This is a genomic window from Panacibacter microcysteis, from assembly GCF_015831355.1.
Lineage (GTDB): Bacteria > Bacteroidota > Bacteroidia > Chitinophagales > Chitinophagaceae > Panacibacter > Panacibacter microcysteis.
This window is the reverse complement of sequence record NZ_JADWYR010000001.1, coordinates 2,692,638-2,717,821: the sequence shown is the minus strand read 5'-3', so window position 1 is coordinate 2,717,821 and position 25,184 is coordinate 2,692,638. Positions and strand designations below refer to the sequence as shown.

The 25,184-nt window shown below is 40.2% G+C and carries 33 protein-coding genes; 3 read left to right on the top strand and 30 right to left on the bottom strand.

The window, feature by feature from the left end; translation table 11 throughout:
- Positions 1 to 9 precede the first annotated feature (9 nt).
- Positions 10 to 1,230, bottom strand: a complete 1,221-nt coding sequence (locus I5907_RS11140) for a BaiN/RdsA family NAD(P)/FAD-dependent oxidoreductase (RefSeq protein WP_196990785.1) — start codon at positions 1,228 to 1,230, stop codon at positions 10 to 12.
- A 32-nt stretch (positions 1,231 to 1,262) separates the two neighbouring features.
- A complete protein-coding gene (gene map, locus I5907_RS11135; protein ID WP_231402026.1) occupies positions 1,263 to 2,108 on the bottom strand; it encodes a type I methionyl aminopeptidase in 846 nt (281 codons plus the stop codon).
- A 6-nt stretch (positions 2,109 to 2,114) separates the two neighbouring features.
- On the opposite strand from map, the gene I5907_RS11130 reads away from it, so the two are divergent.
- Entirely contained in the window at positions 2,115 to 2,468 is a 354-nt protein-coding gene (locus I5907_RS11130) for a hypothetical protein (RefSeq protein WP_196990784.1), read from the top strand.
- On the opposite strand, the gene secY is transcribed toward I5907_RS11130, so the two are convergent.
- From secY to rpsJ, 22 genes are all read right to left on the bottom strand, one after another.
- Positions 2,465 to 3,808: a preprotein translocase subunit SecY gene (gene secY / locus I5907_RS11125; protein ID WP_196990783.1), complete on the bottom strand. Its 1,344-nt coding sequence runs from the start codon at positions 3,806 to 3,808 to the stop codon at positions 2,465 to 2,467. The genes I5907_RS11130 and secY overlap by 4 nt on opposite strands.
- Positions 3,809 to 3,890: 82 nt before the next feature.
- Positions 3,891 to 4,337: a 50S ribosomal protein L15 gene (gene rplO / locus I5907_RS11120; protein ID WP_196990782.1), complete on the bottom strand. Its 447-nt coding sequence runs from the start codon at positions 4,335 to 4,337 to the stop codon at positions 3,891 to 3,893.
- 53 nt (positions 4,338 to 4,390) lie between these two features.
- A complete protein-coding gene (gene rpmD, locus I5907_RS11115) occupies positions 4,391 to 4,573 on the bottom strand; it encodes a 50S ribosomal protein L30 (RefSeq protein WP_196990781.1) in 183 nt (60 codons plus the stop codon).
- Between the two features lie 40 nt (positions 4,574 to 4,613).
- On the bottom strand, positions 4,614 to 5,135 hold the full coding sequence (gene rpsE, locus I5907_RS11110; protein WP_196990780.1) for a 30S ribosomal protein S5: 522 nt from the start codon (positions 5,133 to 5,135) through the stop codon (positions 4,614 to 4,616).
- 24 nt (positions 5,136 to 5,159) lie between these two features.
- On the bottom strand, positions 5,160 to 5,513 hold the full coding sequence (gene rplR / locus I5907_RS11105) for a 50S ribosomal protein L18 (protein WP_196990779.1): 354 nt from the start codon (positions 5,511 to 5,513) through the stop codon (positions 5,160 to 5,162).
- A 263-nt stretch (positions 5,514 to 5,776) separates the two neighbouring features.
- Positions 5,777 to 6,331, bottom strand: a complete 555-nt coding sequence (gene rplF / locus I5907_RS11100) for a 50S ribosomal protein L6 (protein WP_196990778.1) — start codon at positions 6,329 to 6,331, stop codon at positions 5,777 to 5,779.
- An 80-nt stretch (positions 6,332 to 6,411) separates the two neighbouring features.
- Positions 6,412 to 6,810: a 30S ribosomal protein S8 gene (rpsH, locus tag I5907_RS11095; protein WP_196990777.1), complete on the bottom strand. Its 399-nt coding sequence runs from the start codon at positions 6,808 to 6,810 to the stop codon at positions 6,412 to 6,414.
- Positions 6,811 to 6,892: 82 nt separating this feature from the next.
- Entirely contained in the window at positions 6,893 to 7,162 is a 270-nt protein-coding gene (gene rpsN / locus I5907_RS11090; protein ID WP_196990776.1) for a 30S ribosomal protein S14, read from the bottom strand.
- Positions 7,163 to 7,228: 66 nt separating this feature from the next.
- Positions 7,229 to 7,798: a 50S ribosomal protein L5 gene (rplE, locus tag I5907_RS11085; RefSeq protein WP_196990775.1), complete on the bottom strand. Its 570-nt coding sequence runs from the start codon at positions 7,796 to 7,798 to the stop codon at positions 7,229 to 7,231.
- Positions 7,798 to 8,136 carry a 50S ribosomal protein L24 gene (gene rplX, locus I5907_RS11080; RefSeq protein WP_196990774.1) on the bottom strand — a complete coding sequence of 113 codons (339 nt, stop codon included), beginning with the start codon at positions 8,134 to 8,136 and terminating at the stop codon, positions 7,798 to 7,800. Before rplX ends, rplE begins: the two co-directional genes overlap by 1 nt.
- 88 nt (positions 8,137 to 8,224) lie before the next feature.
- Complete coding sequence (gene rplN / locus I5907_RS11075) at positions 8,225 to 8,593, bottom strand: 50S ribosomal protein L14 (RefSeq protein ID WP_147192307.1); 369 nt, start codon at positions 8,591 to 8,593, stop codon at positions 8,225 to 8,227.
- Positions 8,594 to 8,698: 105 nt separating this feature from the next.
- On the bottom strand, positions 8,699 to 8,956 hold the full coding sequence (rpsQ, locus tag I5907_RS11070) for a 30S ribosomal protein S17 (protein WP_196990773.1): 258 nt from the start codon (positions 8,954 to 8,956) through the stop codon (positions 8,699 to 8,701).
- Positions 8,957 to 8,972: 16 nt separating this feature from the next.
- Complete coding sequence (rpmC, locus tag I5907_RS11065) at positions 8,973 to 9,182, bottom strand: 50S ribosomal protein L29 (RefSeq protein WP_196990772.1); 210 nt, start codon at positions 9,180 to 9,182, stop codon at positions 8,973 to 8,975.
- A gap of 33 nt (positions 9,183 to 9,215) precedes the next feature.
- A complete protein-coding gene (gene rplP, locus I5907_RS11060) occupies positions 9,216 to 9,638 on the bottom strand; it encodes a 50S ribosomal protein L16 (RefSeq protein WP_196990771.1) in 423 nt (140 codons plus the stop codon).
- A 105-nt stretch (positions 9,639 to 9,743) separates the two neighbouring features.
- Positions 9,744 to 10,532, bottom strand: a complete 789-nt coding sequence (rpsC, locus tag I5907_RS11055; RefSeq protein WP_196990770.1) for a 30S ribosomal protein S3 — start codon at positions 10,530 to 10,532, stop codon at positions 9,744 to 9,746.
- 21 nt (positions 10,533 to 10,553) lie between these two features.
- The gene (gene rplV, locus I5907_RS11050) at positions 10,554 to 10,898 is read right to left on the bottom strand and encodes a 50S ribosomal protein L22 (RefSeq protein ID WP_196990769.1); all 345 of its coding nucleotides are present in this window, start codon (positions 10,896 to 10,898) and stop codon (positions 10,554 to 10,556) included.
- 39 nt (positions 10,899 to 10,937) lie between these two features.
- Entirely contained in the window at positions 10,938 to 11,207 is a 270-nt protein-coding gene (gene rpsS / locus I5907_RS11045) for a 30S ribosomal protein S19 (protein WP_196990768.1), read from the bottom strand.
- Between the two features lie 249 nt (positions 11,208 to 11,456).
- The gene (rplB, locus tag I5907_RS11040) at positions 11,457 to 12,296 is read right to left on the bottom strand and encodes a 50S ribosomal protein L2 (protein WP_196990767.1); all 840 of its coding nucleotides are present in this window, start codon (positions 12,294 to 12,296) and stop codon (positions 11,457 to 11,459) included.
- Positions 12,297 to 12,340: 44 nt separating this feature from the next.
- A complete protein-coding gene (gene rplW, locus I5907_RS11035) occupies positions 12,341 to 12,640 on the bottom strand; it encodes a 50S ribosomal protein L23 (protein WP_196990766.1) in 300 nt (99 codons plus the stop codon).
- Between the two features lie 26 nt (positions 12,641 to 12,666).
- The gene (rplD, locus tag I5907_RS11030) at positions 12,667 to 13,302 is read right to left on the bottom strand and encodes a 50S ribosomal protein L4 (RefSeq protein WP_196990765.1); all 636 of its coding nucleotides are present in this window, start codon (positions 13,300 to 13,302) and stop codon (positions 12,667 to 12,669) included.
- A 17-nt stretch (positions 13,303 to 13,319) separates the two neighbouring features.
- On the bottom strand, positions 13,320 to 13,937 hold the full coding sequence (gene rplC / locus I5907_RS11025; RefSeq protein ID WP_196990764.1) for a 50S ribosomal protein L3: 618 nt from the start codon (positions 13,935 to 13,937) through the stop codon (positions 13,320 to 13,322).
- A gap of 278 nt (positions 13,938 to 14,215) precedes the next feature.
- The gene (gene rpsJ, locus I5907_RS11020) at positions 14,216 to 14,521 is read right to left on the bottom strand and encodes a 30S ribosomal protein S10 (RefSeq protein WP_147192296.1); all 306 of its coding nucleotides are present in this window, start codon (positions 14,519 to 14,521) and stop codon (positions 14,216 to 14,218) included.
- Positions 14,522 to 14,789: 268 nt separating this feature from the next.
- Here rpsJ and I5907_RS11015 point away from each other — a divergent pair, with 268 nt between their 5' ends.
- The gene (locus I5907_RS11015) at positions 14,790 to 15,179 is read left to right on the top strand and encodes a response regulator (RefSeq protein ID WP_196990763.1); all 390 of its coding nucleotides are present in this window, start codon (positions 14,790 to 14,792) and stop codon (positions 15,177 to 15,179) included.
- A 169-nt stretch (positions 15,180 to 15,348) separates the two neighbouring features.
- Here I5907_RS11015 and I5907_RS11010 read toward each other — a convergent pair whose 3' ends face one another.
- Together I5907_RS11010 and I5907_RS11005 are read right to left on the bottom strand one after the other, a co-directional pair.
- Positions 15,349 to 15,747 (bottom strand): hypothetical protein, encoded by a 399-nt coding sequence (locus I5907_RS11010; RefSeq protein ID WP_196990762.1) that lies wholly within the window; start codon positions 15,745 to 15,747, stop codon positions 15,349 to 15,351.
- Between the two features lie 176 nt (positions 15,748 to 15,923).
- Positions 15,924 to 17,345, bottom strand: coding sequence for a tetratricopeptide repeat protein (locus I5907_RS11005; protein ID WP_196990761.1), 1,422 nt, complete (start codon positions 17,343 to 17,345; stop codon positions 15,924 to 15,926).
- Positions 17,346 to 17,479: 134 nt separating this feature from the next.
- On the opposite strand from I5907_RS11005, the gene I5907_RS11000 reads away from it, so the two are divergent.
- The gene (locus I5907_RS11000; RefSeq protein ID WP_196990760.1) at positions 17,480 to 17,824 is read left to right on the top strand and encodes a hypothetical protein; all 345 of its coding nucleotides are present in this window, start codon (positions 17,480 to 17,482) and stop codon (positions 17,822 to 17,824) included.
- A 15-nt stretch (positions 17,825 to 17,839) separates the two neighbouring features.
- Here the strand turns inward: I5907_RS11000 and I5907_RS10995 are convergent, their stop codons facing one another.
- The 4 genes from I5907_RS10995 to I5907_RS10980 all read right to left on the bottom strand — a co-directional run bounded on the left by I5907_RS10995 (position 17,840) and on the right by I5907_RS10980 (position 25,031).
- Positions 17,840 to 19,507, bottom strand: a complete 1,668-nt coding sequence (locus I5907_RS10995) for a hypothetical protein (protein WP_196990759.1) — start codon at positions 19,505 to 19,507, stop codon at positions 17,840 to 17,842.
- A 41-nt stretch (positions 19,508 to 19,548) separates the two neighbouring features.
- Positions 19,549 to 20,106 (bottom strand): hypothetical protein, encoded by a 558-nt coding sequence (locus tag I5907_RS10990; RefSeq protein ID WP_196990758.1) that lies wholly within the window; start codon positions 20,104 to 20,106, stop codon positions 19,549 to 19,551.
- A gap of 99 nt (positions 20,107 to 20,205) precedes the next feature.
- Positions 20,206 to 21,918: a BamA/TamA family outer membrane protein gene (locus I5907_RS10985; RefSeq protein WP_196990757.1), complete on the bottom strand. Its 1,713-nt coding sequence runs from the start codon at positions 21,916 to 21,918 to the stop codon at positions 20,206 to 20,208.
- A 68-nt stretch (positions 21,919 to 21,986) separates the two neighbouring features.
- Positions 21,987 to 25,031 carry a tetratricopeptide repeat protein gene (locus tag I5907_RS10980; RefSeq protein ID WP_196990756.1) on the bottom strand — a complete coding sequence of 1,015 codons (3,045 nt, stop codon included), beginning with the start codon at positions 25,029 to 25,031 and terminating at the stop codon, positions 21,987 to 21,989.
- Positions 25,032 to 25,184 lie beyond the last annotated feature (153 nt).

Below are 25,184 nucleotides of genomic sequence, written 5' to 3'. Positions count from 1 at the left end.
TGCCTTTTACTACTGCGATGCGATATGCTTTGCAGCAATCCATCCTGTTGTCCAGGCATTCTGAAAGTTAAAACCACCGGTAATTCCGTCTACATCCATTACTTCGCCTGCGAAATAAAGGCTGGGAATCTTTTTACTCTGCATGCTGCTAACATCGATTTCAGAAAGCTTTATTCCGCCGCAGGTTACAAACTCTTCTTTGAATGTTGTTTTGCCGTGCACATTAAATTCCTGTGCTGTGAGGGTTTTAATTAATTTATGCTGAGCTGTTGCAGGAAGATCGGCCCACCGCGCATCTGCATGTACTGCGCATAAATCAAGAAAATATTGCCATAATCTTGCGGGCAGGGCAAATGGGTTTTTGTTACTGATTTTTACAGATGCATATTGCCGGCGCAACTGCTGCCATTCGTCTCTAAGACTGTTCTCATTGTAACCTGGCAGCCAGTTTACGAATATTGTGAATGAATAATTTTTTGCTTCAAGTTCTCTTGCGCCCCATGCCGAAAGCTTTAATACTGCAGGACCGCTCAACCCCCAGTGTGTAATAAGCAACGGACCTGTTTCGGCCAGTTTGGAAGATTGTATTTTGATGGTTGCAGCCGCTACGCTTACGCCCATAAGAGCAGTGATTTCGTTTGCAGGAATATTAAACGTAAACAGCGATGGTACAGGTTTTTCAATCGTATGACCAAGATGTTCGAGCCACTGAAATTGTAGCGCTTTAGGATAGCCGCCCGTAGCTATACATATAAAGGTTGCATCTATTGAACGGTTATTTGCATGAATAGTAAATCCATTCTCATTCTTTTCTATGCTGCTAACCTGTGTGTTGAACAGGATCTCTATATTAAATTTGTTGGCTTCCCGAATAAGACAATCAATAACTGTCTGCGAATTGTCCGTTACAGGAAACATTCTGCCATCGGCTTCGGTTTTCAGTTGCACACCTCGTTCATTAAACCAGGTGATGGTATCATTGGTGTTATACCAATGGAAGGCTTTCTTTAAGAACTGTTGTCCGCGTGGATATTTTCTGACGAGTGTATCTATATCAAAACAGGCATGGGTAACATTGCATCTTCCGCCACCGCTGACTTTTACTTTAGATAAAACTTTACTGCTTTTTTCTACGATTACCACTTTCAGGTTTCTATTCATCCGGGCTGCATTCACCGCGCAAAAAAAGCCGGCAGCCCCGCCGCCTATCACAACCAATACTTTTTGCATGCTTTGTGTATGTTCCATAAAAACAAGCCCCGTTATACAACGAGGCTTTTTGCGGTATAATAACTGGTATTAAGATTGAGATTCTTTTGTTCTGCCGCCTCTATTATTGCGTAATCTGATAGTATAAGGGCTTTATCTTTTTTTACACATACATCATGTTCAAAATGCACTGATGGTTTACCATCTCTTGTACGTACTGTCCAGCCATCATCTTCTGTATAAACTTCTTTACTGGCAAGGTTAATCATTGGCTCAATAGCCAACACCATGTTTTCTTTTAGTTTCGAAAGCGTACCACGTTTTCCATAGTTGGGTACCTGCGGGTCTTCATGAAGGCTTCTGCCCAGGCCATGCCCTACAAGTTCTCTCACAACACCATAGCCGTTCTTTCGCTCTGTGTGCTCCTGTATAGCGTATGCAATATCACCAATCCTGTTGCCCGCAGTAGCTTTTTCAATGCCCTTGTACAGCGATTCCTTTGTTACCCGCACCAGTTTTGAAACCTCTTCGGGTACATCTCCCAAAATAAAAGTATATGCGTGATCGCCATGCCAGCCATTGAGTATTACACCCATGTCTACAGAAACAATATCACCTTCTTTCAGCGCATTATTATTGGGGAATCCATGCACTACCACATCATTTACAGATGCACAAACATTATAAGGGTATCCGCGGTAATTGAGAAATGATGGAATTGCCTTATGATCCCTTACAAATGTGCCGCAAAGTTTATCAATATCCAATGTGGTCATACCGGGTTTCAAAACTTTGGCAACTTCAGCAAGTGTTTTGCTTACAAGCATTGCGCTTGCCTTCATCATTGCTATCTCCGCTTCTGTCTTTATAATAATCATACCGTTTATTCTCCTTGACATTATTTTATGTTTCCAGCATTTGTTCGTTGTGGCATCACCTGTTGCCACGCTCGGTTTATCGTTCCACTTTTATGGCAACTGCAGCGTTCTGTTTCACCGGCAAACTGGCGGGTTGGTCGTTTGTTTATAACTAATAATTGCTTTGTTTGCAACCCTTACCTGCAGGCTAAACACATTGGTTTGAGCGGGCAGCAAATCCGCAGCCAACAGCTCAATACAGGTTTGCAGTACAAGAGTGCGACGCAAGGAACGATCCATTTATATTCTACCGCCTGGCTCCACGTATCATTTAAACAATACAACCTGCCAGTTAACTGGCAGGTTGAAAAATTATTTTTGTTACAGATAAAACGTAATTAGTAACCGCTTGCAGGTGATACCGTTTGCCTTCCCTGTATGCGGCCACCCTTCATTAAACCATCGTACTGGCGCATAAGAAGGTGTGTTTCAATTTGTTGTAAGGTGTCCAGTATTACACCTACCATAATCAACAATGAAGTACCACCGAAGAATGTGCTAAACTGCTGCGTTACACCAAGCAACTGCGCAAAACCAGGCAATATACCTACCAGCGCAAGAAACACAGCACCTGGTAAAGTTATTTTATCCATAATTGCGCCTATATAATCTGCTGTTGGCTGACCAGGCTTTACACCAGGTATAAAACCATTGTTGCGCTTCAGGTCTTCACTCATTTGCTTTGGATTGAAGATCAAAGCGGTGTATAGAAAAGTAAATGCAATTACCATTACGGCATAAATGAGCATGTACCAACCGTTGCTGTGATCGCTGAATATTTTTACAATACCTTGTGCAGAGTCCAGATTGGTGAAAGAAAATAATGTCGGCAGGAACATGATTGCCTGCGCAAAGATGATAGGCATTACACCTGCACTATTTACTTTTAAAGGTAAAAATTGCCTGGCACCACCAAACTGCCTGTTTCCAACAATTTGTTTTGCGTAATTAACCGGCACTTTTCTTACACCCTGTATCAAAATGATCAGGCCCATGATAATGGCAACCAGTACTACAATTTCCAGGGTAAAAGCCAACAAACCTTTTGCACCTTCTTCATATTTTGATGAGAACTCCTGGCCAAACGCCTGGGGTAGACGAGCAAGAATACCAACCATTATGATGATGGAAGTTCCATTTCCTAACCCTTTATCCTGGATTTTCTCACCAAGCCACATTACGAATAATGTACCTGCGGTGAGCAATATAACTGTTGAAGTAAAGAAATAAGGTTTAAATGACTCGATCATAGCAGCAGCATAATCTGGTGTTTTCAGGTATGCGATGTATGCGCTTGATTGAAGAATAGTAACAACTACTGTGAGGTAGCGTGTCCACTGGTTGATCTTTTTACGACCGCTTTCTCCTTCCTTCTGAATTTTCTGCATCTGTGGAACAAGGATTGTCATCAGTTGCATAAAAATGGAAGCTGAAATGTAAGGCATTACACCCAATGCAAAGATTGATGCATGGGAAAAAGCACCACCGGCAAAAGTATCGAAGAGGCCAAGGAGACCGCTGTTTGTACCTGCTGAATCTGAAAGTTTATTGGGATCTATACCTGGCAAAACAATGTGGGCACCAAACCTGTAAACCAATATAAGTGTAAGGGTTACAATAATCTTACTGCGCAGTTCGTCGATGCTCCAGATATTCTTAAAAGTCTGAATAAGTTTTTTCACTGAAAAAGAATTGAATAGATGAATTCCTCTGTAAACCAAAAGACGCACCTTTAGTGCGTCGGGCAAATATCGTTAAATTTCTTTACAAAATTTCAATGCTGCCACCCGCTGATTCAATTGCCGCTTTTGCCTTTTCGCTTACTGCATTTACTTTAAATGTAAGTTTTGCTTTCAATTCTCCGTTGCCTAATATTTTTACTTTATCTGTACGGTTAATCAAACCATTGATATAAAGTGTTTCATTGCTGAATTCGTTGAAACCATACTTTTCGTTTAACTGCTCAATCTGGCCGAGGTTAAACACTTTAAATTCAATACGGTTATTATTCTTGAAACCACGTTTTGGTATACGGCGCTGAATCGGCATCTGTCCACCTTCATGTGCATTTTTACGTTGATAACCTGCACGGCTTTGTCCACCCTTGTTACCTTTTGTAGACGTGCCACCTTTACCACTTGCTTCACCGCGACCAAGACGTTTTTCTTTGTGTGTAGAACCTTCTGCAGGTTTTAAATTGTGTAGTTTCATTTTTATTGATTTTTTACTCAACGGGGAATCGCCCCTCGCTTTATTTAAATTGATTATCCTAATTCTTCAACCTTTACAAGGTGATGTACTTTCTCAACCATCCCAAGAATCTGGGGTGAAGCTTCAACCTCTTTGGTTGCATTTAGTTTTTTCAAACCCAATGCTTTTAAAGTTAGTTTTTGACGCTCTGGTCTGTCAATTGCACTTTTAACCTGTGTTATTTTGATCTTTGCCATTGTCAATCAGTTTATAGTCCGGGAAAAACCCAAACAAATATTATCCGTTAAATACTTTGCTCAGTTTAAGGTTACGGTTTTTAGCAACCTGTACAGGTTCGCGTAAGAGTGTAAGTGCTTTGATAGTTGCTTTTACCACATTGTGTGGGTTTGCAGAACCCAGGCTTTTAGCCAAAACGTCTGTGATTCCTGCACTTTCCAACACTGCACGCATGCTGCCACCAGCGATTACACCGGTACCATGAGCGGCTGGTTTAATCAACACTTTCGCAGCACCATCTTTTGCAAACTGATCATGAGGAATTGTGCCATGCATTACAGGAACCTTTACAAGATTCTTTTTTGCATCTTCAATACCTTTTGTGATAGCTTCCTGTACTTCTTTAGCTTTACCCAGCCCCTGGCCTACAACACCATTCTCATTACCTACAACCACTATTGCAGAGAAACTGAAAGTACGGCCACCCTTTGTAGTTTTAACTACACGGTTAATGGCAACAACTTTGTCTTTAAGTTCTACATCGCCACCGGCTTTTACTTTATTTACGTTTACTTTAGCCATTTTAATTATTTCAGATTACAGATTTTAGAATTGAAGACCACCCTCTCTGGCACCGTCTGCTATAGCCTTTACACGACCATGGTATAAATAACCGCCACGATCAAAAACGATTGAGGTAAGACCAAGCTCAACAGCTTTACGCGCAATTGCTGCACCTACCATTTTGCTTTGTTCGCTTTTGGTTACTTTTTGTGCGGCAATGTCTTTATCTTTCGAAGAAGCGGCAGCAAGTGTTTTTCCGCTAACGTCGTCAATTAACTGCACATAAATATCAGAGTTGCTGCGAAATACAGAAAGACGTGGTTTTTGTGAAGTACCAGCAATTTTTCTGCGGATTCCGTAACGGATCTTTTGTCTTCTTAAAACTTTAGCATCCATTTTTTTTGTATTTGATACTTCCTGATACTGCCAGGAAGAATTTGAAAATTTTAATTTAAAAACTGGAACATATTTGGCAAATCCGTTTGATAAGCTGTTGTCAGTTTATTCGCTTTGTTGTAATATAGAATCAGTTTTTTCTTTATCTGTTGTGCCGTATCACCGCATCGTTCTGTTGAATCATTGATCCGAAAGCTGAAGTGTGCGACGCAACGGAAGCCTTATAGTAATTCCGGAGCCGGGCTCTGGAAAATTATTTATTATTATTTACCAGCAGCTTTACCAGCTTTACGGCGAATAACTTCATTGCTGTATTTAACACCTTTTCCTTTGTAAGGCTCTGGTTTACGTAAGCTGCGAAGTTTAGCAGCTACCTGGCCCAACAGTTGTTTATCTGTGCCTTCTAACGAAATTTTTGGATTCTGACCTTTTACTGTTTCCGTAGTAACCTTTAACTCTTTAGGAATCTCAAAAATAATGTTGTGAGAATAACCCAGGGAGAGATCAAGCGTATTGCCCTGGTTAGCAGCTTTATAACCCACACCCACCAGCTCAAGGTCTTTTTTGAAACCTTCTGTTACACCCTTTACAAGGTTATTAAGCAATGAGCGGTATAAACCATGCATTGCACGATGACGGATTTGATCGGTTGGGCGCGAAAGCACGATCTGGCCATCTTTTACCTCTACTTTAATGTCTCTGTCTATTGCCTCTTTCAATTCACCTTTTGCACCTTTTACAGTTACTACATTATCTGCACCAACTGATACCGTTACACCTGCAGGAATAGCTATCGGCTGTTTACCTATACGTGACATAGTCGATTTTTTATTTAAGTTAAATACGATGGTCTGTGTTCAGCCACGACTAGGAGGCTTAATTGTCAAACCGTTTATTACTAGCTAATGTAGCAAAGCACTTCACCACCTACATTTTGCGCCTTTGCCTGTTTATCAGTCATAACACCCTTAGAAGTGCTGATGATGGCAATACCCAAACCGTTGATCACTCTTTTGAACTCAGCAGGTTTAGAATATTGTCTGAGACCCGGGCGGCTAACTCTTTCCAGTGAACGGATTGCAGGTAGTTTTGTATTAGGATCGTATTTTAAAGCGATCTTGATAACACCCTGTTTGCTGTCATCCTCAAACTTATATTTGAGAATGTAGCCTTGTTCGTACAGGATTTCTGTCATACGCTTTTTAAGATTAGAAGCAGGAATCTCTACTAATCTGTGCCCTGCCATCTGAGCGTTACGAATCCTGGTAAGGAAATCTGCTATTGCATCAGTTACCATAACTATTTGAAATTATTCAGTTCTAAATTTTTTTACTTCACTTCACCGGTAGTTCATTTAACCTGTTTCCGGTAACTGGCTTCTACCAGCTCGCTTTTTTTACACCTGGAATTTTACCATTAAGTGCCATATCACGAAAGATAACCCTGCTCATTCCGAAGTACCTCATGTAACCTCTTGGACGGCCTGTTAGCTGGCAACGGTTTTTTAAACGTACAGGGGACGCGTTTTTTGGAAGAAGATCCAAAGCCTGGTAATCACCTGCAGCTTTTAACGCGGCACGCTTTTCAGCGTACTTTGCAACCATTGCTTCACGTTTTCTTTGTCTGGCTTTTATTGATTCTTTTGCCATATTGTATTGAAGTTTCAAGTTCCAGGTTTCAAGCACCAAGCGATCCCTGAAATCTGTATGTTGTTATTAGTCTTTTTTAGCATTTTTGAAAGGCATACCCAACTCTTTCAACAGTTCGTAAGCCTCTTCATTATTCTGGGCAGTAGTTACGAACGTAATATCCATACCGGTGATTTTAGATACTTTATCAATATCAATTTCAGGGAAGATGATCTGTTCGGTAACTCCTAATGTATAATTTCCACGGCCATCGAAAGCTTTATCGCTGATGCCCTTAAAGTCGCGTACACGCGGCAATGCAACAGAAACAAGGCGGTCAAGAAACTCATACATCTTCTCTCCACGCAATGTAACCCGTGCGCCAATTGGCATTCCTTTGCGCAACTTAAAGTTTGAAATATCTTTCTTACTCAAAGTAGGAACTGCTTTCTGACCTGTAATCATTGTCAGTTCTTCAACCGCAACGTCAACAGTTTTCTTATCAGCCACGGCACCGTTAACGCCACGGTTAATACAGATTTTTTCCAGCTTCGGTGTTTGCATTACACTTTTGTAAGCAAATTTTTTCATTAAAGCAGGAATCACATCATTTGTGTATTTTTCCTGCAATCTCGGAGTATATTTAGCAGTGCTCATTATTTAATTACCTCCCCGGATTTTTTTGCAATACGAACTAATTTTCCGTTTTCCCTGGTGCGTTTAACCTTGGTAGGTCCGCCAGTTTTAGCATCCCACAACATAACATTGCTTATGTTGATCGGAGCTTCCTTCTTTACAATACCACCTTTGGTATTTCCTGCAGAAGGTTTTGTATGTTTAGTTACAATATTAACGCCTTCAATAACCACGCGGCCCTTGTCAACGATAACGCTTAAAACAGTACGTGGCTTTTTCAGATCTTTATCATCTCCTGCGATAACCACTACTGAATCGCCTTTTTTAATATTGTACTTTGGTTTAAATCTGTTGCTCATTTTATTTTGTTTATGAAGTCAACTTTATAACTGTCTTCAACTTTTGTTGTGTCACTCACTTGTACATCCTGTACGCTATGCAGCACCCTTAAAGCACTTCCGGCGCAAGTGAAATAATCTTCATGTATCCTTTATCCCTCAGTTCTCTTGCTACGGGTCCGAATATACGGGTGCCGCGAGGTTCATCGGCATTGTTCAACAATACCACCGCGTTATCGTCAAAGCGGATATAAGAACCATCTTTACGGCGAAGTTTATTTGTTGTACGAACGATTACTGCTTTTGAAACAGTACCTTTCTTTATACCACCCGCAGGGATGGCATCTTTCACAGTTACCACGATTTTATCGCCTATTTTGGCGTAATCCTGGCCGCTATTACCCAATACGCGGATGCACAATACTTCTTTTGCACCACTGTTATCGGCTACATTAAGCCTGCTTTCCTGCTGAATCATTTTATTTAGCTTTAAACTCTAAGCGTCGGGCTTCGAGCAATTACTACAATTTTTATTAATCAGTGCGGCATAAAGCTTATAGCTCGCAGCCCGCAGCTTATTTCCTTATTTAGCTTTTTCAACGATCTCAACTAATCTCCAACGCTTTGTTTTGCTCAGCGGACGAGACTCCATGATCTTTACGATATCGCCTATACCGCACTCACTTTTTTCATCATGAGCATGGAATTTGGTAGTCTTTTTTACAAACTTACCATAGATAGGGTGTTTTACTTTTCTTTCCACAGCAACAGTGATAGTTTTTGTCATTTTGTTGCTGCTAACTACCCCAATCCTTGTTTTACGCAAATTTCTTTCGGCCATTGTTGTTTATTTTATATTAAATACCGAGTTGTCTTCTCCTTAATTCGGTCTTTAAACGAGATATATCTTTCCTTAGACCACGAATAGTCATTGGGTTCTCAAGTGGAGAGATCGCATGTGCAAATTCCAGCTTCTTTAAACGCAACTGGTCTTCCTGTATGCGTGCACTAAGATCTGTTTCGTTCAGATCTTTCAGGCTTTTATTAAATTCTAACTTCTTAGACATTGTATGTAAATTGAAATTCTTTAATTGAACTTACTATGCCTGTTGCAAATCTCTTCTTACAACAAACTTGGTTTTTATAGGAAGTTTCTGAGCTGCAAGCTTCATGGCTTCCTGTGCTGTTTGCAATGCAACACCGTCACATTCAAATAGTATACGACCTGGTTCAATAACAGCCGCGAAATATTCCGGGTTACCTTTACCTTTACCCATCCTCACTTCAAGTGGCTTCTTGGTAATTGATTTATCAGGGAATACTCTGATCCACACATTACCCTCACGCTTCATAGCACGTGTCATTGCCTGACGCGCAGCTTCTATCTGGCGGTTGGTTAACCAGATGGGCTCTAAAGCTTTCAATGCATAAGAACCGAAAGAAATGGTTGTACCACGTTTTGCAACTTCCCTAATACGACCTTTCTGCTGCTTTCTATGTTTCGTTCTTTTTGGCTGTAACATCTTATATGATTTTGAGTTGCCGGTTGTCAGTTTCCTTTTTGCCGGCTTTTCAATTGTTATTTTTAAAACCAGTACCTTTTGTCAGATAACCGGTAACAGCAATTATTAGTTTCTTCTGTCTCTTCTGTCGCCACCGCCTCTTCTGTCATTTCCACCACCTCTTCTGTCATCTCTGCGATCCTGTCTTTCTCCGCCATCCCTTCTGTCTCTTCTGTCACTTACATCACTCTTACCACCAGTGAAGTTCGGATTCAATTCACGTTTGCCTAAAACCTCACCTTTACAGATCCATACTTTAATACCAATTTTTCCGTACACAGTCTGGGCAAAAACATTCGCGTAGTCAATGTCCATACGGAATGTATGTAAAGGCGTACGACCCTGTTTAAATTCTTCGCTACGTGCAATTTCAGCACCGCCTAAGCGACCACTTACTTTTACCTTTATACCTTCAGCACCCATTCTGAGTGTAGAAGCTATCGCCATTTTGATAGCACGCTTAAAGTTGATACGGTTCTCGATCTGGCGGGCAATGGTGTCTCCCACAATGTTCGCATCAAGCTCAGGACGACGAATCTCCAGAATGTTTATCTGAACATCATCTTTGCTGGTAAGCTTTTTCAACTCCTCTTTAATGCGGTCAACTTCATTACCACCTTTACCTATAATGATACCAGGCTTAGACGTATGGATAGTTACAATCAATTTACCGAGTGTACGCTCAATAACAATTTTGGAAATACCACCCTTGTTAATACGTGCGTTCAGGTATGTTCTGATCTTGTTATCCTCGATGAGCTTGGAGGCAAAATCTTTCTTTGCGGCATACCAGTTGCTCTCCCATCCGCGGATGATACCTAACCTGTTACCTATAGGATTTGCTTTCTGACCCATATAATGGTTTAAAAGTTTTTATTAATTTTTTGAATCAACGATTAATGTTACGTGGTTGCTGCGTTTACGCACCCTGTAACCACGACCCTGTGGTGCAGGACGCATGCGCTTAAGTACGCGGCCTCCATCTACGAAAATTGTTTTTACCACAAGACCGGCATCAGCTGCACTGCCACCTTCATTTTTCTGTTCCCAGTTATTGATGGCACTCTTGAGCAACTTAGCCAAAGGCTTGGCGTTGTGTTGTGGATGATGTTCCAGGATAGCCAATGCTTTCTCTACTTCCATGCCACGCACCACATCTGCCAGCAAACGCATTTTACGCGGTCCTGTAGGATAATTTCTAAGTTTCGCTACTGCTTCCATTTTTTTTAGTTATACGTTGTAAGTACCTGGTACTTTAAACTATTTTTTTGTTCCTGCATGTCCTTTGAAGTTTCTGGTTGGCGCAAACTCTCCAAGTTTGTGGCCTACCATAAATTCTGTTACATATACAGGTATAAACTTGTTTCCGTTATGTACAGCAAAAGTGTGCCCTACAAAATCAGGAGTAATAGTAGAACGGCGGCTCCATGTTTTCAACACAGACTTTTTGTTCTTTCCTTCATTTATTGACAACACCTTACCTTCCAGCTTTGCTTCTACGTAAGGACCTTTTTTAATCGAACGACCCATAGTAATGAGTTAATTTGATAATTTGATAATTTGAAAATGTCTTTTATTTAGCGTGGCAGTTGAAAACCATTTTCAAATCTTCACATTGCCACATTTTCAAATCTGCTTTTTGTTACCGGCATTTGGATCTTTCTTCAGCTAACGTTGTGTCACTCACTTGTACGTTCAGATCATTTCTGATCAAACTGCTGAAGAGTGCGACGCAACCGGTGCTTAATGCTTATACCTCAGCCGGCTACATCATTGCCTTTATTTTGCCAGCTTCTTACCATCCCTGCGTTGGATGATCAGCTTATCGCTGCCTTTTCCTTTTGTTCTTGTTTTTTCGCCTTTAGCATATTTACCTGTGCGTGAACGAGGGTGACCTCCTGATGCTCTACCTTCGCCACCACCCATCGGGTGATCTACGGGGTTCATAGCTACACCACGATTACGTGGACGAATACCTTTCCAGCGGTTTGCACCAGCTTTACCTTTCTGCTCAAGGTTATGATCGCTGTTAGATACAACACCTACCGTTGCATAGCAGTTAATCAAAACTTTTCTCAACTCGCCACTTGGCATTTTTAATACCGCGTATTTTTCTTCTTTGTTGGCAAGCTGTGCTGATGCGCCTGCGCTTCTTACCAGTTTACCACCCTGACCAGGCTGCATTTCGATATTATGAATCATAGTACCAAGTGGCATATTCTTCATCATTAATGCATTCCCGATTTCCGGGGCTGCTGCATCACCAGACATTACAGATGCACCCACCTGTAAACCCTGCGGAGCAATGATATATCTCTTTTCACCGTCTGTATATTCCAGCAGCGCGATGAATGCTGTGCGGTTGGGATCGTATTCTATTGAAACAACTTTTGCTTCAATATCTTTCTTATTGCGTTTAAAATCTACAATACGGTAATGCTTCTTATGTCCGCCACCTATATAACGCATGGCACGACGCCCCTGAGCATTACGACCACCTGTGCTGTGAATCGGTTCCAATAAGCTTTTTTCCGGTTTGTTGGTAGTGATCTCAGCATAGGCATTACCGATTTTCCATCTGGTACCTGCGGTAATTGGTTTAAACTTCTTTAATGCCATTTTCTTTTCTTTTGTGCGAACTTATCAGCTTCGCTTACTATTAATTAAATGTTTGCGTACAAATCAATTGTTTCACCGTCTGCTACAGTTACATAAGCTTTTTTGTAGGCAGGCTTTACACCTTTGATAAAGCCGGCTTTTGTAAAGCGGGTTTTATTTTTACCGGGAACAACTATTGTATTCACATCTGTTACTGAAACACCATAGAACTGTTCTATAGCTTTCTTGATTTCCAGTTTGTTTGCCTTACGGTTGACCTTAAAGGCATATCTTCTCAGTTTATCCTGCTGAAGATTTGCTTTTTCTGTAAGTATAGGCTTTACTAAAATTTCACTCAGTTTCATTGTATAATTATTGAAACGTTATTCAATTATGCTTCTGCAACAGCTTCTTCAGAAAATACTTTGGCTGCGCTTTCTGTAATTACCAACACGTCAGCATTCATGATATCATAGGTATTGATATCTGAAAGGATAGTGTTAGCGATGTTTGGAACATTGCGTGTGCTGAGGTACAGGTTATCATTATATTCAGCAGTTACAAGCAACGACTTTTTGTTCGCTATGTTCAGCACTTTCATCACATCAACCAGTTGCTTTGTTTTAGGAGCATCGAGGTTGATTTCTTCCAATACTACTATAGCATTTTCTTTGGCTTTATATGAAAGGGCACTCATTTTAGCAAGATCCTTTACTTTCTTATTCAGTTTAAAACCATAACCATGGGGTTTTGGTCCAAAGATGGTACCACCACCTTTATACAAAGGGTTACGGATGTTACCTTTACGGCTACCACCTGTACCTTTCTGACGGTGTAACTTGCGGCTTGCACCTTTTACTTCTGCACGCGTTTTTACTTTGTGCGTTCCCTGGCGCTGTGCTGCCTGGTATTGTTTAACTGCCAGGTAAAGTACGTGGTCGTTAGGTTCAATACCGAATATATCCTCCGGCAACTCAATCGTTCTACCGGTTTTTTCACCTTTTATATTTAAAACTTCTACTTGCATGTTTCTTCGATTAAAGTTTATTTCTGGATTAAAACGATTGAACCGTTGTGGCCCGGAACAGAACCGCTCACAAGGATATAGTTTTTATCAGAGAAGATTTTTACCACTTTAAGGCCTTTAAGCTTAACACGGTCATTACCCATACGACCCGCCATTCGCATCCCTTTAAATACGCGTGAAGGATAAGAAGAGCCACCAATAGAACCTGGTGCCCTCTGACGATCGTGCTGACCATGTGATTTTTCACCAACACCACTGAAACCATGACGTTTTACTACACCCTGGAATCCTTTACCTTTTGTAGTGCCTACAACGTCAACTTTATCGCCTTCGGCAAAAATGTCAACAGTGATGGTATCACCTAAATTTTTATCCTCGAAATAATTGCGGAATTCTTTTACGAAGCTTTTTGGAGCTGTCTGAGATTTAGAGAAGTGATTGATCTCAGATTTGTTGGAGTGTTTTTCTTTCTTATCGCCGAAACCTAACTGTAGTGCGCTATAACCATCTGTATCTGCAGTTTTAACCTGGGTTACCACGCAAGGACCAGCTTCAATAATGGTGCAGGCAGTCTGCTTACCATCCGGGGTGAAGATGCTGGTCATCCCAATTTTTTTACCAATAATTCCTTTCATCTTTTTGCGGTTTATGCCCCGCAGGTTGTAAGGACATTCCGCTGATGAGAGCGGAACTCGATCCTCTGTTTGCCACCGACCTTTTCTTTTGTTTCTTCTGCTTTGAAGATTCAGAAGTACCGGCAGTAAACAAACCTCGAAGGGCTTGTTTATATGTACGCTCCTGTTTTAACAGGATTATTATCTTCTTCAGAGCTCTTTTCTCTCTCCGGATTTTGCGGAGCAGATTGAGAGGTGAATTGTTATAAGAACTTTGACCGCGTATCAAACGCGAAATTTTACGCTTTAATCTCTACTTCTACACCAGAAGGCAGATCCAGCTTGCTCAACGCATCTACTGTTCTTGAAGAAGAAGTGTAAATGTCTAATAAACGTTTGTGCGTGCAAAGCTGAAATTGCTCACGGCTTTTCTTGTTAACGTGTGGTGAACGTAGTACCGTGAAAATTCTTTTGCGCGTAGGCAAAGGAATAGGACCAGTTACTACGGCACCAGTACTGCGTACTGTTTTTACGATCTTCTCTGCAGATTTATCTACTAAACTGTGATCGTAAGACTGTAATTTTATTCTGATTCTCTGGGACATAGCGTGAACCAAACTTTCAATTTGGGAGCGCAAAGGTATAAGTCTCCATTGTAACAGACAAGAATTTTGAAAAGAATTTTTAAAAAAGCCTAAAAGTTTCTAACCCGGCTCGCTGCATATTTGCTGTTCCTGCAAAGATAGCCGCACTCAGGCGGTCTTTATAGTACAAATTCTACAGCATAACTTATTCATATAGTACAATAAACAAAGCCATTTGTCTATTTTTTACTTTTTACGGCCATTTTATTTTTGCAGAAATTAAACGGCATTGTTCAAAAACCTCAAAATATTGATCATTGAAGACTCTATACTGCTGATAGAACGCTTTCTTATGGTAATTGAGGAAACCGGCATTGTAAAAGGTGCTGAATATGCATTGAATTACCATGAAGCGCAGCTTTCGTTTAGTAAAATAACACCGGATATTTTGGTGCTGGATATAAATCTCCCGGACGTAAACGGAATAGAAATGCTAAAAATTTTCCGTAAGAATTACCCTTCACTCAAGATTATTATCTCTTCTATTCATACAGACGACTATTACCGGGTTGTATGCAGAAACCTTGGCGCTGACTATTTTGTAAGTAAAACCGATGCTTTTGAAGCACTTCCCTCAATCATTTATGAAATTGCCGCAGCCGAAGCTGTGCCTGCATAACGTTGAATCTGTAAATCAATGGTTTATATATTATTGTCCCGGCTGCAGTTTTTTATGGCATCGCCGGTTGTGTCACTCACTTGTACTTTCTGAACTTTGTGGAACAGCGGGTATATTTTCAATAAAGCCTTATTTGTCAATAAAAAAAGATGGCTTTCGCCATCTTTTTTTATTCCTGTGGTTTCATTCTTTTCTTCTTCATTTTTTCCCGCTGCTCCGGTGTTAACACATTGTTCAGTTTTGCTTTGGCGTCTTTTTCCGTCGCTTTCAGCTTTTCTTCTTTCTGTGCATCCGTTAATGTGGCATCGTTTTTAATTTTTTCCTTTTCCTTCTTTGTATTGATCAATATATCGTCTACCTGCTTTTTTTGATCCTGCGAAAGGTCCAGATCCTTCAGGTTTTCTTTTGTGATGCCTTTTTCCTTCAGATTTTGCCTGCGGGTACTATCCATGTTCTGTGCGTGATTCTGTATACGCTCTTTTTTGGTTTTCCTGGCAGTACTATCCTGTGCATTTGAAACCGAAGTAACAGCAACAAGAGAAAGAAGTAACAACATTAGTTTATTCATGATTGCATTTTGCGTTATTAGAGCTTGTGTTTGTGGGAAAGTTTAAAAGGGTGAGATGTTTTTTACCGCCTAAAGCGCTGACGTGTTATAAATCAGCATCGAAAAGCTCAATAATGTGTTGCAGTACAAGTGAGTGACACAACCGAAGCTTAATAATAATTCTTCAGCCGGCTACCTTATATTTTTTTTCTTTTTTTGTACGCTGCCAATAAATCTACCACCTGGTTATTTTGTAAAATGGCCGGATTTAATTCTATAAACTTTTTTACCAGTTTTGGCGCTTTGCTGAGGCCTTCTTCCAATTGCAACAACGCTTCTTTTGGCTTTGCCAACACAAAAAGTACGGCACTATAAAGAAAGAAAAACACAGGCTTATCATCTGTAGCTTTCCTGGCCTGGAGGCATTGCCGTGCCGCCTCTTCATAATGCCCGGCATTATAAAGACACCTGATCAACGCATCCCAACCGCTAACGTTTTTTGGCCTCAGGCGTACTACCACACTGAAATACTGGATAGCCTCGCGATAATTTTTCATTTGCATGTAACATTCGCCCATTGCCAGGTTATACTCCGGCAGGTGGCGGTGAATGCGCATTGCCTGCTCAAGCGAACCTAATGCCCTGCTGTATTGCTTTTCAGCAATATATGTGAGTGCGATTTTATAGTGCAGCTTACTATCATCGGGGTTCATATGAGAGGCTTTGCGGTAATTAAACCTGGCCTGTGCAAATTTATTCAGCCGGTGATAGCAGTGACCAATAGCTTCATGGATAACTTCTTCAGGTCTTGTGAGCTCCAGTACTTTTTCCAGTGTTTCAATTGCTTCTTTGTATTTGCGTAGCCGAATATACGCATCGCCCATGTTGCGGTAAGCATAATCGAATTTTTCATCTATTACTACGGCATACTGGTACGCATCTATTGCCTTTTCGTATAATTTGAGACCCTGAAATGCGGCCCCAAGATTGAACCATGCCAGCTCATTATATGGAAAATCTTCTATGATCCTGTGATGTAATTTTATACTTTCTTCATTCCGGCCTGTGAAATCTGTCCAGAAACAAATTTTATACAACGCTTCTTCGTTGGTAGGTTCTTTTTCCAGTATTAATGAAAGACAATCAAACACTTTATCGAATTCCTCGTAATCGTCATATACATCTGCCAATTCGAAAAGAAGATCAATTTTTTCTTCTCCTTCGAAGAGGGATAATGCTTCTTCAAGTAATTCTACTGCTTTGTCCTGCTCATCAAGGGCCAGGTATGCATCTGTCTTAAGTATATAGATATCAATGTCATTGTGATCGAACAAAGAGGCCTGATCGAGTATATCCAATGCATCGCGATAATGGCGGGTGGCAATAAGTAAATCTGCTTTTTTTATTAGCAGGTGAGATGAAAAAGGGAAATACTCCAAACCTGTTTCCACAGCTTGTATGGCTTTGGAAATTTCGTCGTTCTCGTCAAAATAGTCGATGATTCGTTCGAAGGCTTCTTCTTCAAGAAATGAGTGACTTTTACCCGCCCGCAGATTTTGATACTGTTTAAGTAGTTCTTTTAACTCATCCCGGTCTTCGCGTGAAGGATTTTCTTGCATAGGAACGTAGGTTTCTGTAAAATAGCCAGATATTTTTAAAATTCCAATAATTTTTGTAACAAATACAATACTTGTACGTTAATAATTTAGGAAAATATTTTGTTAACGAACTTTTACGTATTAATTTTGGCAAAATGAGAAAAGGACTGAGATATAGCAAATACATAGCTGCTGCACTAAGTGTGCTTGCTGTGCAATTTGTTTATGGTTCTTTTACAGGAAACTCAGATGGCTCGAAAGATAAATTTAGTCTAAGACACTTGAGCACTGTAAGTAAGTCTTATTCCCTGTCGTCGCTCAAAACAGGTACATTTCGTTACAAAGGTTCATCTGAGATATCTCAGCAGAATACAGGTGGTAATGTTGAAGTTACTTCAATGATTCGCCTGGAAAAAGGTAATACAACTTACGTTTACCCATATCGTTATAATGTAAAAGTTCCCAAATTTGTAACTCCCAAGGCGCCTTCCATGCGCTAGTTTTCGATACGCTTCTTAATCATTCTTTCCTTTTATTGTATCACCTAAACCAGTAAATATCGTTTTCCAGATAAGATTAAAAAACGATTTCTTCGGATCTCTTTTATATGAGACTTTTTTAGGGTCGCTGTTCTTATCACCTTCTTTATTGGACTTTTCGATAATGAAGCTGTTTGCAAGAAATGTGATGAGACCTTGTTTTTTTAGTTTGCCATTATTATCATCATCCTGCTTTAAAACTTCAACTTTCAAATTGTCATAGTAAAAAGCGACAGTACCCCTGGAATTAAAATCGTTAGCCGTCATATGCACGATAATTTTATCGATGTCAGCACTTTTGATTTCGAACAGTCCAAGTGTTTTTGTAGCTACGTTTAGCGCAGTACCATTCATTTTGCCTATTTCAACGTCCAATGCAAAAGCCCCCTTAACAGCATTTTGAAGATCAAATTTAAACATGGCATGTAAAGGACCCGTATTCATAAGTTGAGCATTTGCTTCGAGCGTCAAAAAAGGGTTTTGTTCAATAGCTGTTTCAATATTTGTGACATTGGAAAACTTTCCTTGCACATCTGCAAAAATTATACTACCGGTACGACCGGTTTTTTGATTTAGTTCTGTGTAAGTAACTGTAATGTTACGAATGTCTATATTATCAACCCTTACAGGGAGTTTAAGACGTGTAAGTATCTGATGCGGATAGTTACCAACTTTGTCTTTCTGTTCATCAGGCAACGTACGATCAGCAAACACCTCAACATTTCCATCAGCAAGTATCATTTTTCCAACATTGAACCCCTCCCGGGCAAGTAAGTTCCACCAATCTACTTTTTGAAGAGAAATTTTGTCAATTGCTATATCGTACCTGTCTTTGTAAAATTTTAATTTCCTGCTGAAGTCTTTTTTAGCACCCCGGGGTTTTAAAGATGTATTGATTAATTCCAGATTACGAGCACCTGCATTTAGTGTAAGCGAATCAATATGGAAAATGTAAAGACTGTCAGCTGTGGAAATGCTGTAATCGTTTAATGAGATAGCTGCATCTTTTGCATACAAAAACCTTGTTGAATCATTTTGCGTGCCCGAGTCAATTAAGATATCCCTGAAACTTGCATTCAGTTTTGTAAATTTTGTTACCTTATTTTCATCAGCCACATTATAATAAGTAAAATCGATATCCTTTACAATAAGATCTGTAAGGCTGAAATGACCAATTTGTTTTGCAATTTTTTTGTAAAGCGAAGTGGTATCCGGAGGCGTGTAATTATAAGTTCTTTCGTGGTGATAAATTTCTACAACCGGTTCATTAATATAAAGTGTTTTAAGGTCTATGGCGTTCTTGTTCAGCAAGTCATTTACGTTGATTCCTTCGATAACAAGATTATGGAGCGTTATTTTGTAGATATCATCAGGGGCTTGTTTTCTTTCATCAAGCTGACGCAACCTGTTTGAATCTATGTCTAACCTTGCGTTTGTTACAATAACCTGAGAATTAACAACATCTACCGTAATTCTGTCAAGGTTCAAAATATACAGGCTATCTGAACCATCCTGAATTGCCTGTTGTAGCTTTTCTTTAATGAGCGGTTCGAAATCTTTACTTCCGCGCAGCCTGAAGTACACAAAGATGCCTGTGGTAACAACAATGATGGCTGATAAAAGGATAATCCATTTTTTGCTCATGAAGTATTATGAGATAGAAAATGGTGCCAACGTTAAAGAAGCTATTTGGTGAGATAATAATAAAGAACCGCGGATACACCAATAACGCCCAATATTACGGCACCAATCCACCACCTGCTCGCAGTAGTTTCTGCTTGCAACAATTCCTGCATCTCTGAAGAGGTTCTGTGATCTTCTCCAACCCGAACGCTGTGCGGGGCATTTTGACGAATTATTTTACCAGCTGTAACGGCTGTATAAATTGTATGCAGTGTTTCGCTTTGCCGAAAATGATAGCCCAGGCCATTTCCTGAGAGTATGCCCAACCCGGGAATGGGATAAACTGTGCCAGCCTGCAATTTTGCAGACAGGTGGTGCATAAATTCTCTAAATCCGGCAGCCGCATCTGCAGCAGTTACCTTCATTTCGTAAGAAAGAAATGTGTTGATTTTTTCGTCATTGGGCGAATCATGTACGAATATAATGTTGTACTGCGGAGCGTGTAAGGTTTTTTCTACAAATTCCAGTTCTGCGGGTTTAGTTTCTGCAACCAGTGACCCTATACCGGGTAAAACGAGCCTACCATGAATAGAAAAATATTTGACGAGGTGCTGAATCATTAACTAAGGTGTTTACCTGTTGCATAAAGATATACCGTACAAGTGTGCGACGCAACGAAAGATGAAAAAAGTTATACAGCCGGGCTCCAAATGATCCAACTATTTTGCCATAACGGTTTTAATATCTCCAAACGACCAGATAACACCGGCCATAACATTAAAACCAAGTACCGGGTATTGTTTCCAGCGCTCATACTGATTATTGAAGATGTTGTTGATCTGCACCCAGCCTTTGAGTTGTGGAAGCACCTTAAACTCAACACCTGCATTTAAATCTAAAGCGGGGTCTAATTTGCCATAGCTTAAATCTTTGAAGCGGTAATTGGCACCGTCCCAAAAGAAAAGATCACTCTTTAGTGTAAAATCTTTGAATATCTGCCAGCGCAGTGAGGCGTTTATTTCCATGGGAACCAGCCCCCAGGGTTTGATGTTATCTTCCAGGCCGCTGTAGCGATTGATGGTTGCACCGGCAAGTAATGAAAATTTTTCCTGCACCGTATAGCCCAGTTCTCCATGCAGGCGAATTGCTTTCATTGCAGATTCGTTCAATACTTCGAATGAACGACCCGTGATTGTATCATTTACAAAAAGCGGTTGATTGGCAAATTCGATATAAGAAACTTTTGCATTGTATGTAAGATGAGAACCAACAGAACCTTTAAACCCTGCATACAACTCATTCATCTTTGTGTTGAGCAAAAACTTTGGCTGCTGCAACCATGGATTTACTGAAGCGAGGTATTGGTAACTTGTTTTGTTGAAGTAACCTGTATAACCGGCCTGTGCAATAAATTTTTTTTCGCTTAACTTAAATTCAACACCGATGTTTGGCAACATGGCAAATTCATTATTATCCCATGATGGCGTAATACCTGCGATAGCTTTAAAATTTTCCGTTTTATACGTTACTGAAGGAGTAAGATAATACAAGGTGTTATCTATGCTGGATGTGTCGCTTTTGTACGAAGTGATGTCTGCGGTAAGACCGATATTGAAGGAAAAATTCTCACCAAAATCTTTTGAAATGGGAGCCTTGATTACAAAGTTGCTTTCCCTTGCACCATGGTTGTCTCCAAACATATTTAACGAAACGGCAGGATTGTAATTGATACCTGCATCGTTTGTGGTTTTATTTCTTAATGCAACTGAGCCGCCCAAAGTGGAAAAACTTTGCCGCAGATCATCTTTACTAAATTTCAATGTGTCTGGCTGAAATCCGTACTGGTATTGCGTGTTATTATCAAAGAAAACCCTGCCGGTCCATTCATTCTTATTATTTGGAGAACTGAATATACCAATACCTTCCGCACCCGCTTTGCTAAACCTTTGAAACTCGTTTACAGCGCTTTTAGAAGAGGTGTAATAACCTCTTAAATTGATAGCAGATTTTACGCCATCGCCCAAGGAAACGCCAGCCTGGAGCAAAGGGCTTGTAAAATTACCATAGCCTGCTTTGAGATAGCCTGCATTTTCCCAATGTACAGACGTATCGATATTTTGTGCAAGCGGTTTTAAAGCCGGCGACTGATAAGTAAAAGAAAGATTCTGCGCAGGTACATTGTACTGCAAAACTGGTCTAACAGAATCAGGCAACGGAGATGCGCCACTGAAATTAATTTTTGCAGTTGTTTTCAATGATGGCTGAAATGCAGACGTAACAATGACAGTGCGTGTAGGCAATACTGTATCTGCTCTTGTCGCTTTTGTTTCAGCTTTTACTTCTTTCTTGGGCTGTTGCTTTTTTTTCCGTGCCTGTGCAAAAACATTTGATGTTAACGATACGAGTAAAACTATATAAACTGCTTTTTTCATTGTCTGCTTTTTCTTTGAGATCTAGATTTTGTAACCCTTGCATTGATACAGAAGCACAGCGTTAATCATTAACCTTGCTCAACTTTACTTTTGCTGTTTTTCTCAGCAACAACTGCATCCAGTTTTTTCTGCGCTTCTGTTTGCAATTCAGGTATAGCAGCATTTTCTACTACGCTCTTTAGCGTAGCTTCTGCATTGAAATAATCCTGTTGTTTGAAATAAATGTCGCCCAGCAGGATGTAAGATTTGGTGATCCAGTAATCGTAAGAACCTGCTTTGTTAATTACGTCGAAGCATGCTTTTTCTGATTCTGCATATTTGTTCTGGATCAATAATATTTCGGCTACCCTATACCTGGCTTCAGCCGCATATTCCGACTTACCCAATGCTATAACATCTTTATAAGCTGCAGCGGCTTCAAAGAGCTGGTTATTGTTCTGGTAGCTTTTTGCAATGATCATGTTTGCCATCATTTTATCATCTGTGGCAACGCCTTTTTGCTGCAATAATTCCTGGGCATTAGGTACAGCCTGTGCAAACTCAGACAATTTGTATTGGCAACGCAGCAGGCCGCGCATGCTTTCCAGTTTATTTTCTGTTGACACAGCAATATCTTTCAGCTGCTGAAAGTACTGTGCTGCTTTTGCATAATCTTTAAATTCAAAATAGGCAATACGCGCCGCCTGTAGTACACTGGCTTCTGCATATCTATTTGGCGATTTGGCAGCAACAATATTGTAGTAATTGAGCGCATTTTTAAAATCTTTGCGGTCATTGTAAATACCGGCAATTTTATAATTCGCTTCCAATGCATATTGCCCCTCAGGAAACTGGCGTAAATAATTACCAAACCCTTCCAGCGCCTTATCATAACTCCTGCCCTCGTAAACATTATTGGCAGAAACATAAGTAAGAGAGTCCTGCTCTGAATAACTTACATCTTTACCATTTTGCTTCATAAAATTGATGAATTCTGCGGGCCGCTGATTATCTACAAATATGTTTCTTACATAATCAACCGCATCATTGCTCTCTTCAGAATTAGGATACCCGGCAATAAGCTTCTGGAAATTCTTAAGGGCCTCATTATTATTCTGCTGATTGTAATACGCAATACCCAGCTTCAAAAATGCCTGCGGTTTAAGTGATTCTGCATTTTTATTTTTAAGGATATCATTTAAAGGCGGAATAGCAGCATCGTATTTCTCAGTAGCCAAATAAGTATTGGCCACTTCCATATTGGCATCAGGTGCAAGCATGGAAGAAGGAAAGCGATTGGGAATAGATTGAAGTATCGATATCTTTTGCGCATATTGCCCGGAAGCGCCATTGATGATCGCTTTTTGATACAATGCGTAGTCTGCACCTTTCAGGTTCTTTGCCAGTATGTTATCGTACATCTGTGAGGCCTTGCTGTAATTCTTTTTCATAAAATAACAGTCAGCAATTCTCGCATAGACATCCTGCTCTAGCGGTGAAGGATTGGAGGGTAAGCCATTTGTTATCTGCTCGAAGTATTTCAGCGCATTGTTGTAATCTTCCTGTCTCATAGCACTGTAACCCAGCGTGTACCTTGCATTTGTTGCATTCACCTCACCATAATTGATCGGGTTACGCATATATTCGCCGAGGTAGTAAACTGCGGAATCGTACTGGTTGGTGCGAAAAGCTATTTCACCCTTCCAGAAATTGGTATACGTTAACTGGTCTTTATTGTACTCACTGGCATACACCGCATTCAGCAGATTGTCTGCCTGCGCCAATTGCTGATCATTCACAAGTTCAACAGCACGACCGTATAAAATTTTTGGATACACTCTTTTTACAGTTTCCGTTTTACTCTTCATGTTATTTACCAGGTCCAGTGCTTCTTTATAGTTATTCGTATTGGCCAACACACTTACCAGTAAATCCTTGGCTTCAGTATTATATTCCGATTTTGGATACGTTGCTACAAAATCTTTGAGCTCATTCAATGCCACGTCCGTATAGCCCAGTTCGTAAGAAAGCTTACCGTAATTAAATTTTGATATTTCTTTTTGTATAAGGTTGCTGCTGTTTAATGCGCAAAATAAGAATGCACTTCTTGCACTGGGCTTCTGCCCTATCTGCAAATAGGAATCAGCAAGCAAATACATGGCATTTTGTGCAAGAGAATCCTGCTTGCCACCAATTTCCTTAAAGCCATCCACCGCCTTTTTATACTGCTTTGCATGGTAATAGCAGTAAGAAAGCTCATACAGGTCTTCCCTGCTTACTTTCGGCGTCTTACTTACATACTGCTCCAGGTAGGGAAGTGCTTTCGAAAAATTTCTTTTCTCAAAATAGATATGCCCCACAATCTGTTTTATCTGCAGATCGTAATATTGATTGCCACTCTTCAGCGCTTTTTCCGCATACTCTAGCGCCTGGTCTTTTTGGCCTTTAAAATAATATATCTCGGTTATGTAGTATGGTACAATGCCTTTGTATTTTTCTTTTCCGTCTGTAACCTTGAAAGCCCCAAGTGCCTGGTCGTAGCGTTTTTTACTAAATGCAATAAAACCGTAATAGTAATTGGCATCAACATAGTTAGGGTCAGTTGGTATTTGCCTGATGGCATCAAACAAGGGTTCTGCATCATTAAACTGTTTCAGCGTAAAATAAGCGTAGCCCTGGTGAAACTTCATATTCGATATCTCGGTATTACCAAGATTATCCGTAGAGGTCTTCTCGTAATATTTTACAGCATCGGTAAATCTCTGGCGGCCATAATAATATTCACCCAGGTGATAGCTCATCATTTGTGTGCGTGGCTCATTGTGCTCATACGCTATAAATTCAACAGCTTTTTTTTCTGCTGTTTCATCTTTCATTTCAAGTGCACAAACAATAGCATAATATTTAGCTTCCTCCTGCACAGAAACAGGAATGCTGCTGTTAATTTTATCGTCAGTATAAAGTGTTTTAAAAAGCGGGTAAGCAAGCGTAAACTGGTTATCCTGGTAAAGCGCTTTGGCCTGTTTAAAATCCGCATCAGGATCGTTATTGGCTTTTGTAAACTGAGCTTCCACAGATGTTGTAAAAGCAACTGCAATCGCAAATATGCTGAACTGCTTAGAGTATAGATTCATACGATGTTTCAACGGAGAGTTTTGTCAAATATTTTAAAACCTTTCTTAATAAAACGCAAAAACCTTTTAAAGGTAACAACTGCCCCTGCAAGCAAATGGCGTTCCGGGACTATGTGCATAAACTTTGCAAACACCAATATTTACTCACATCCG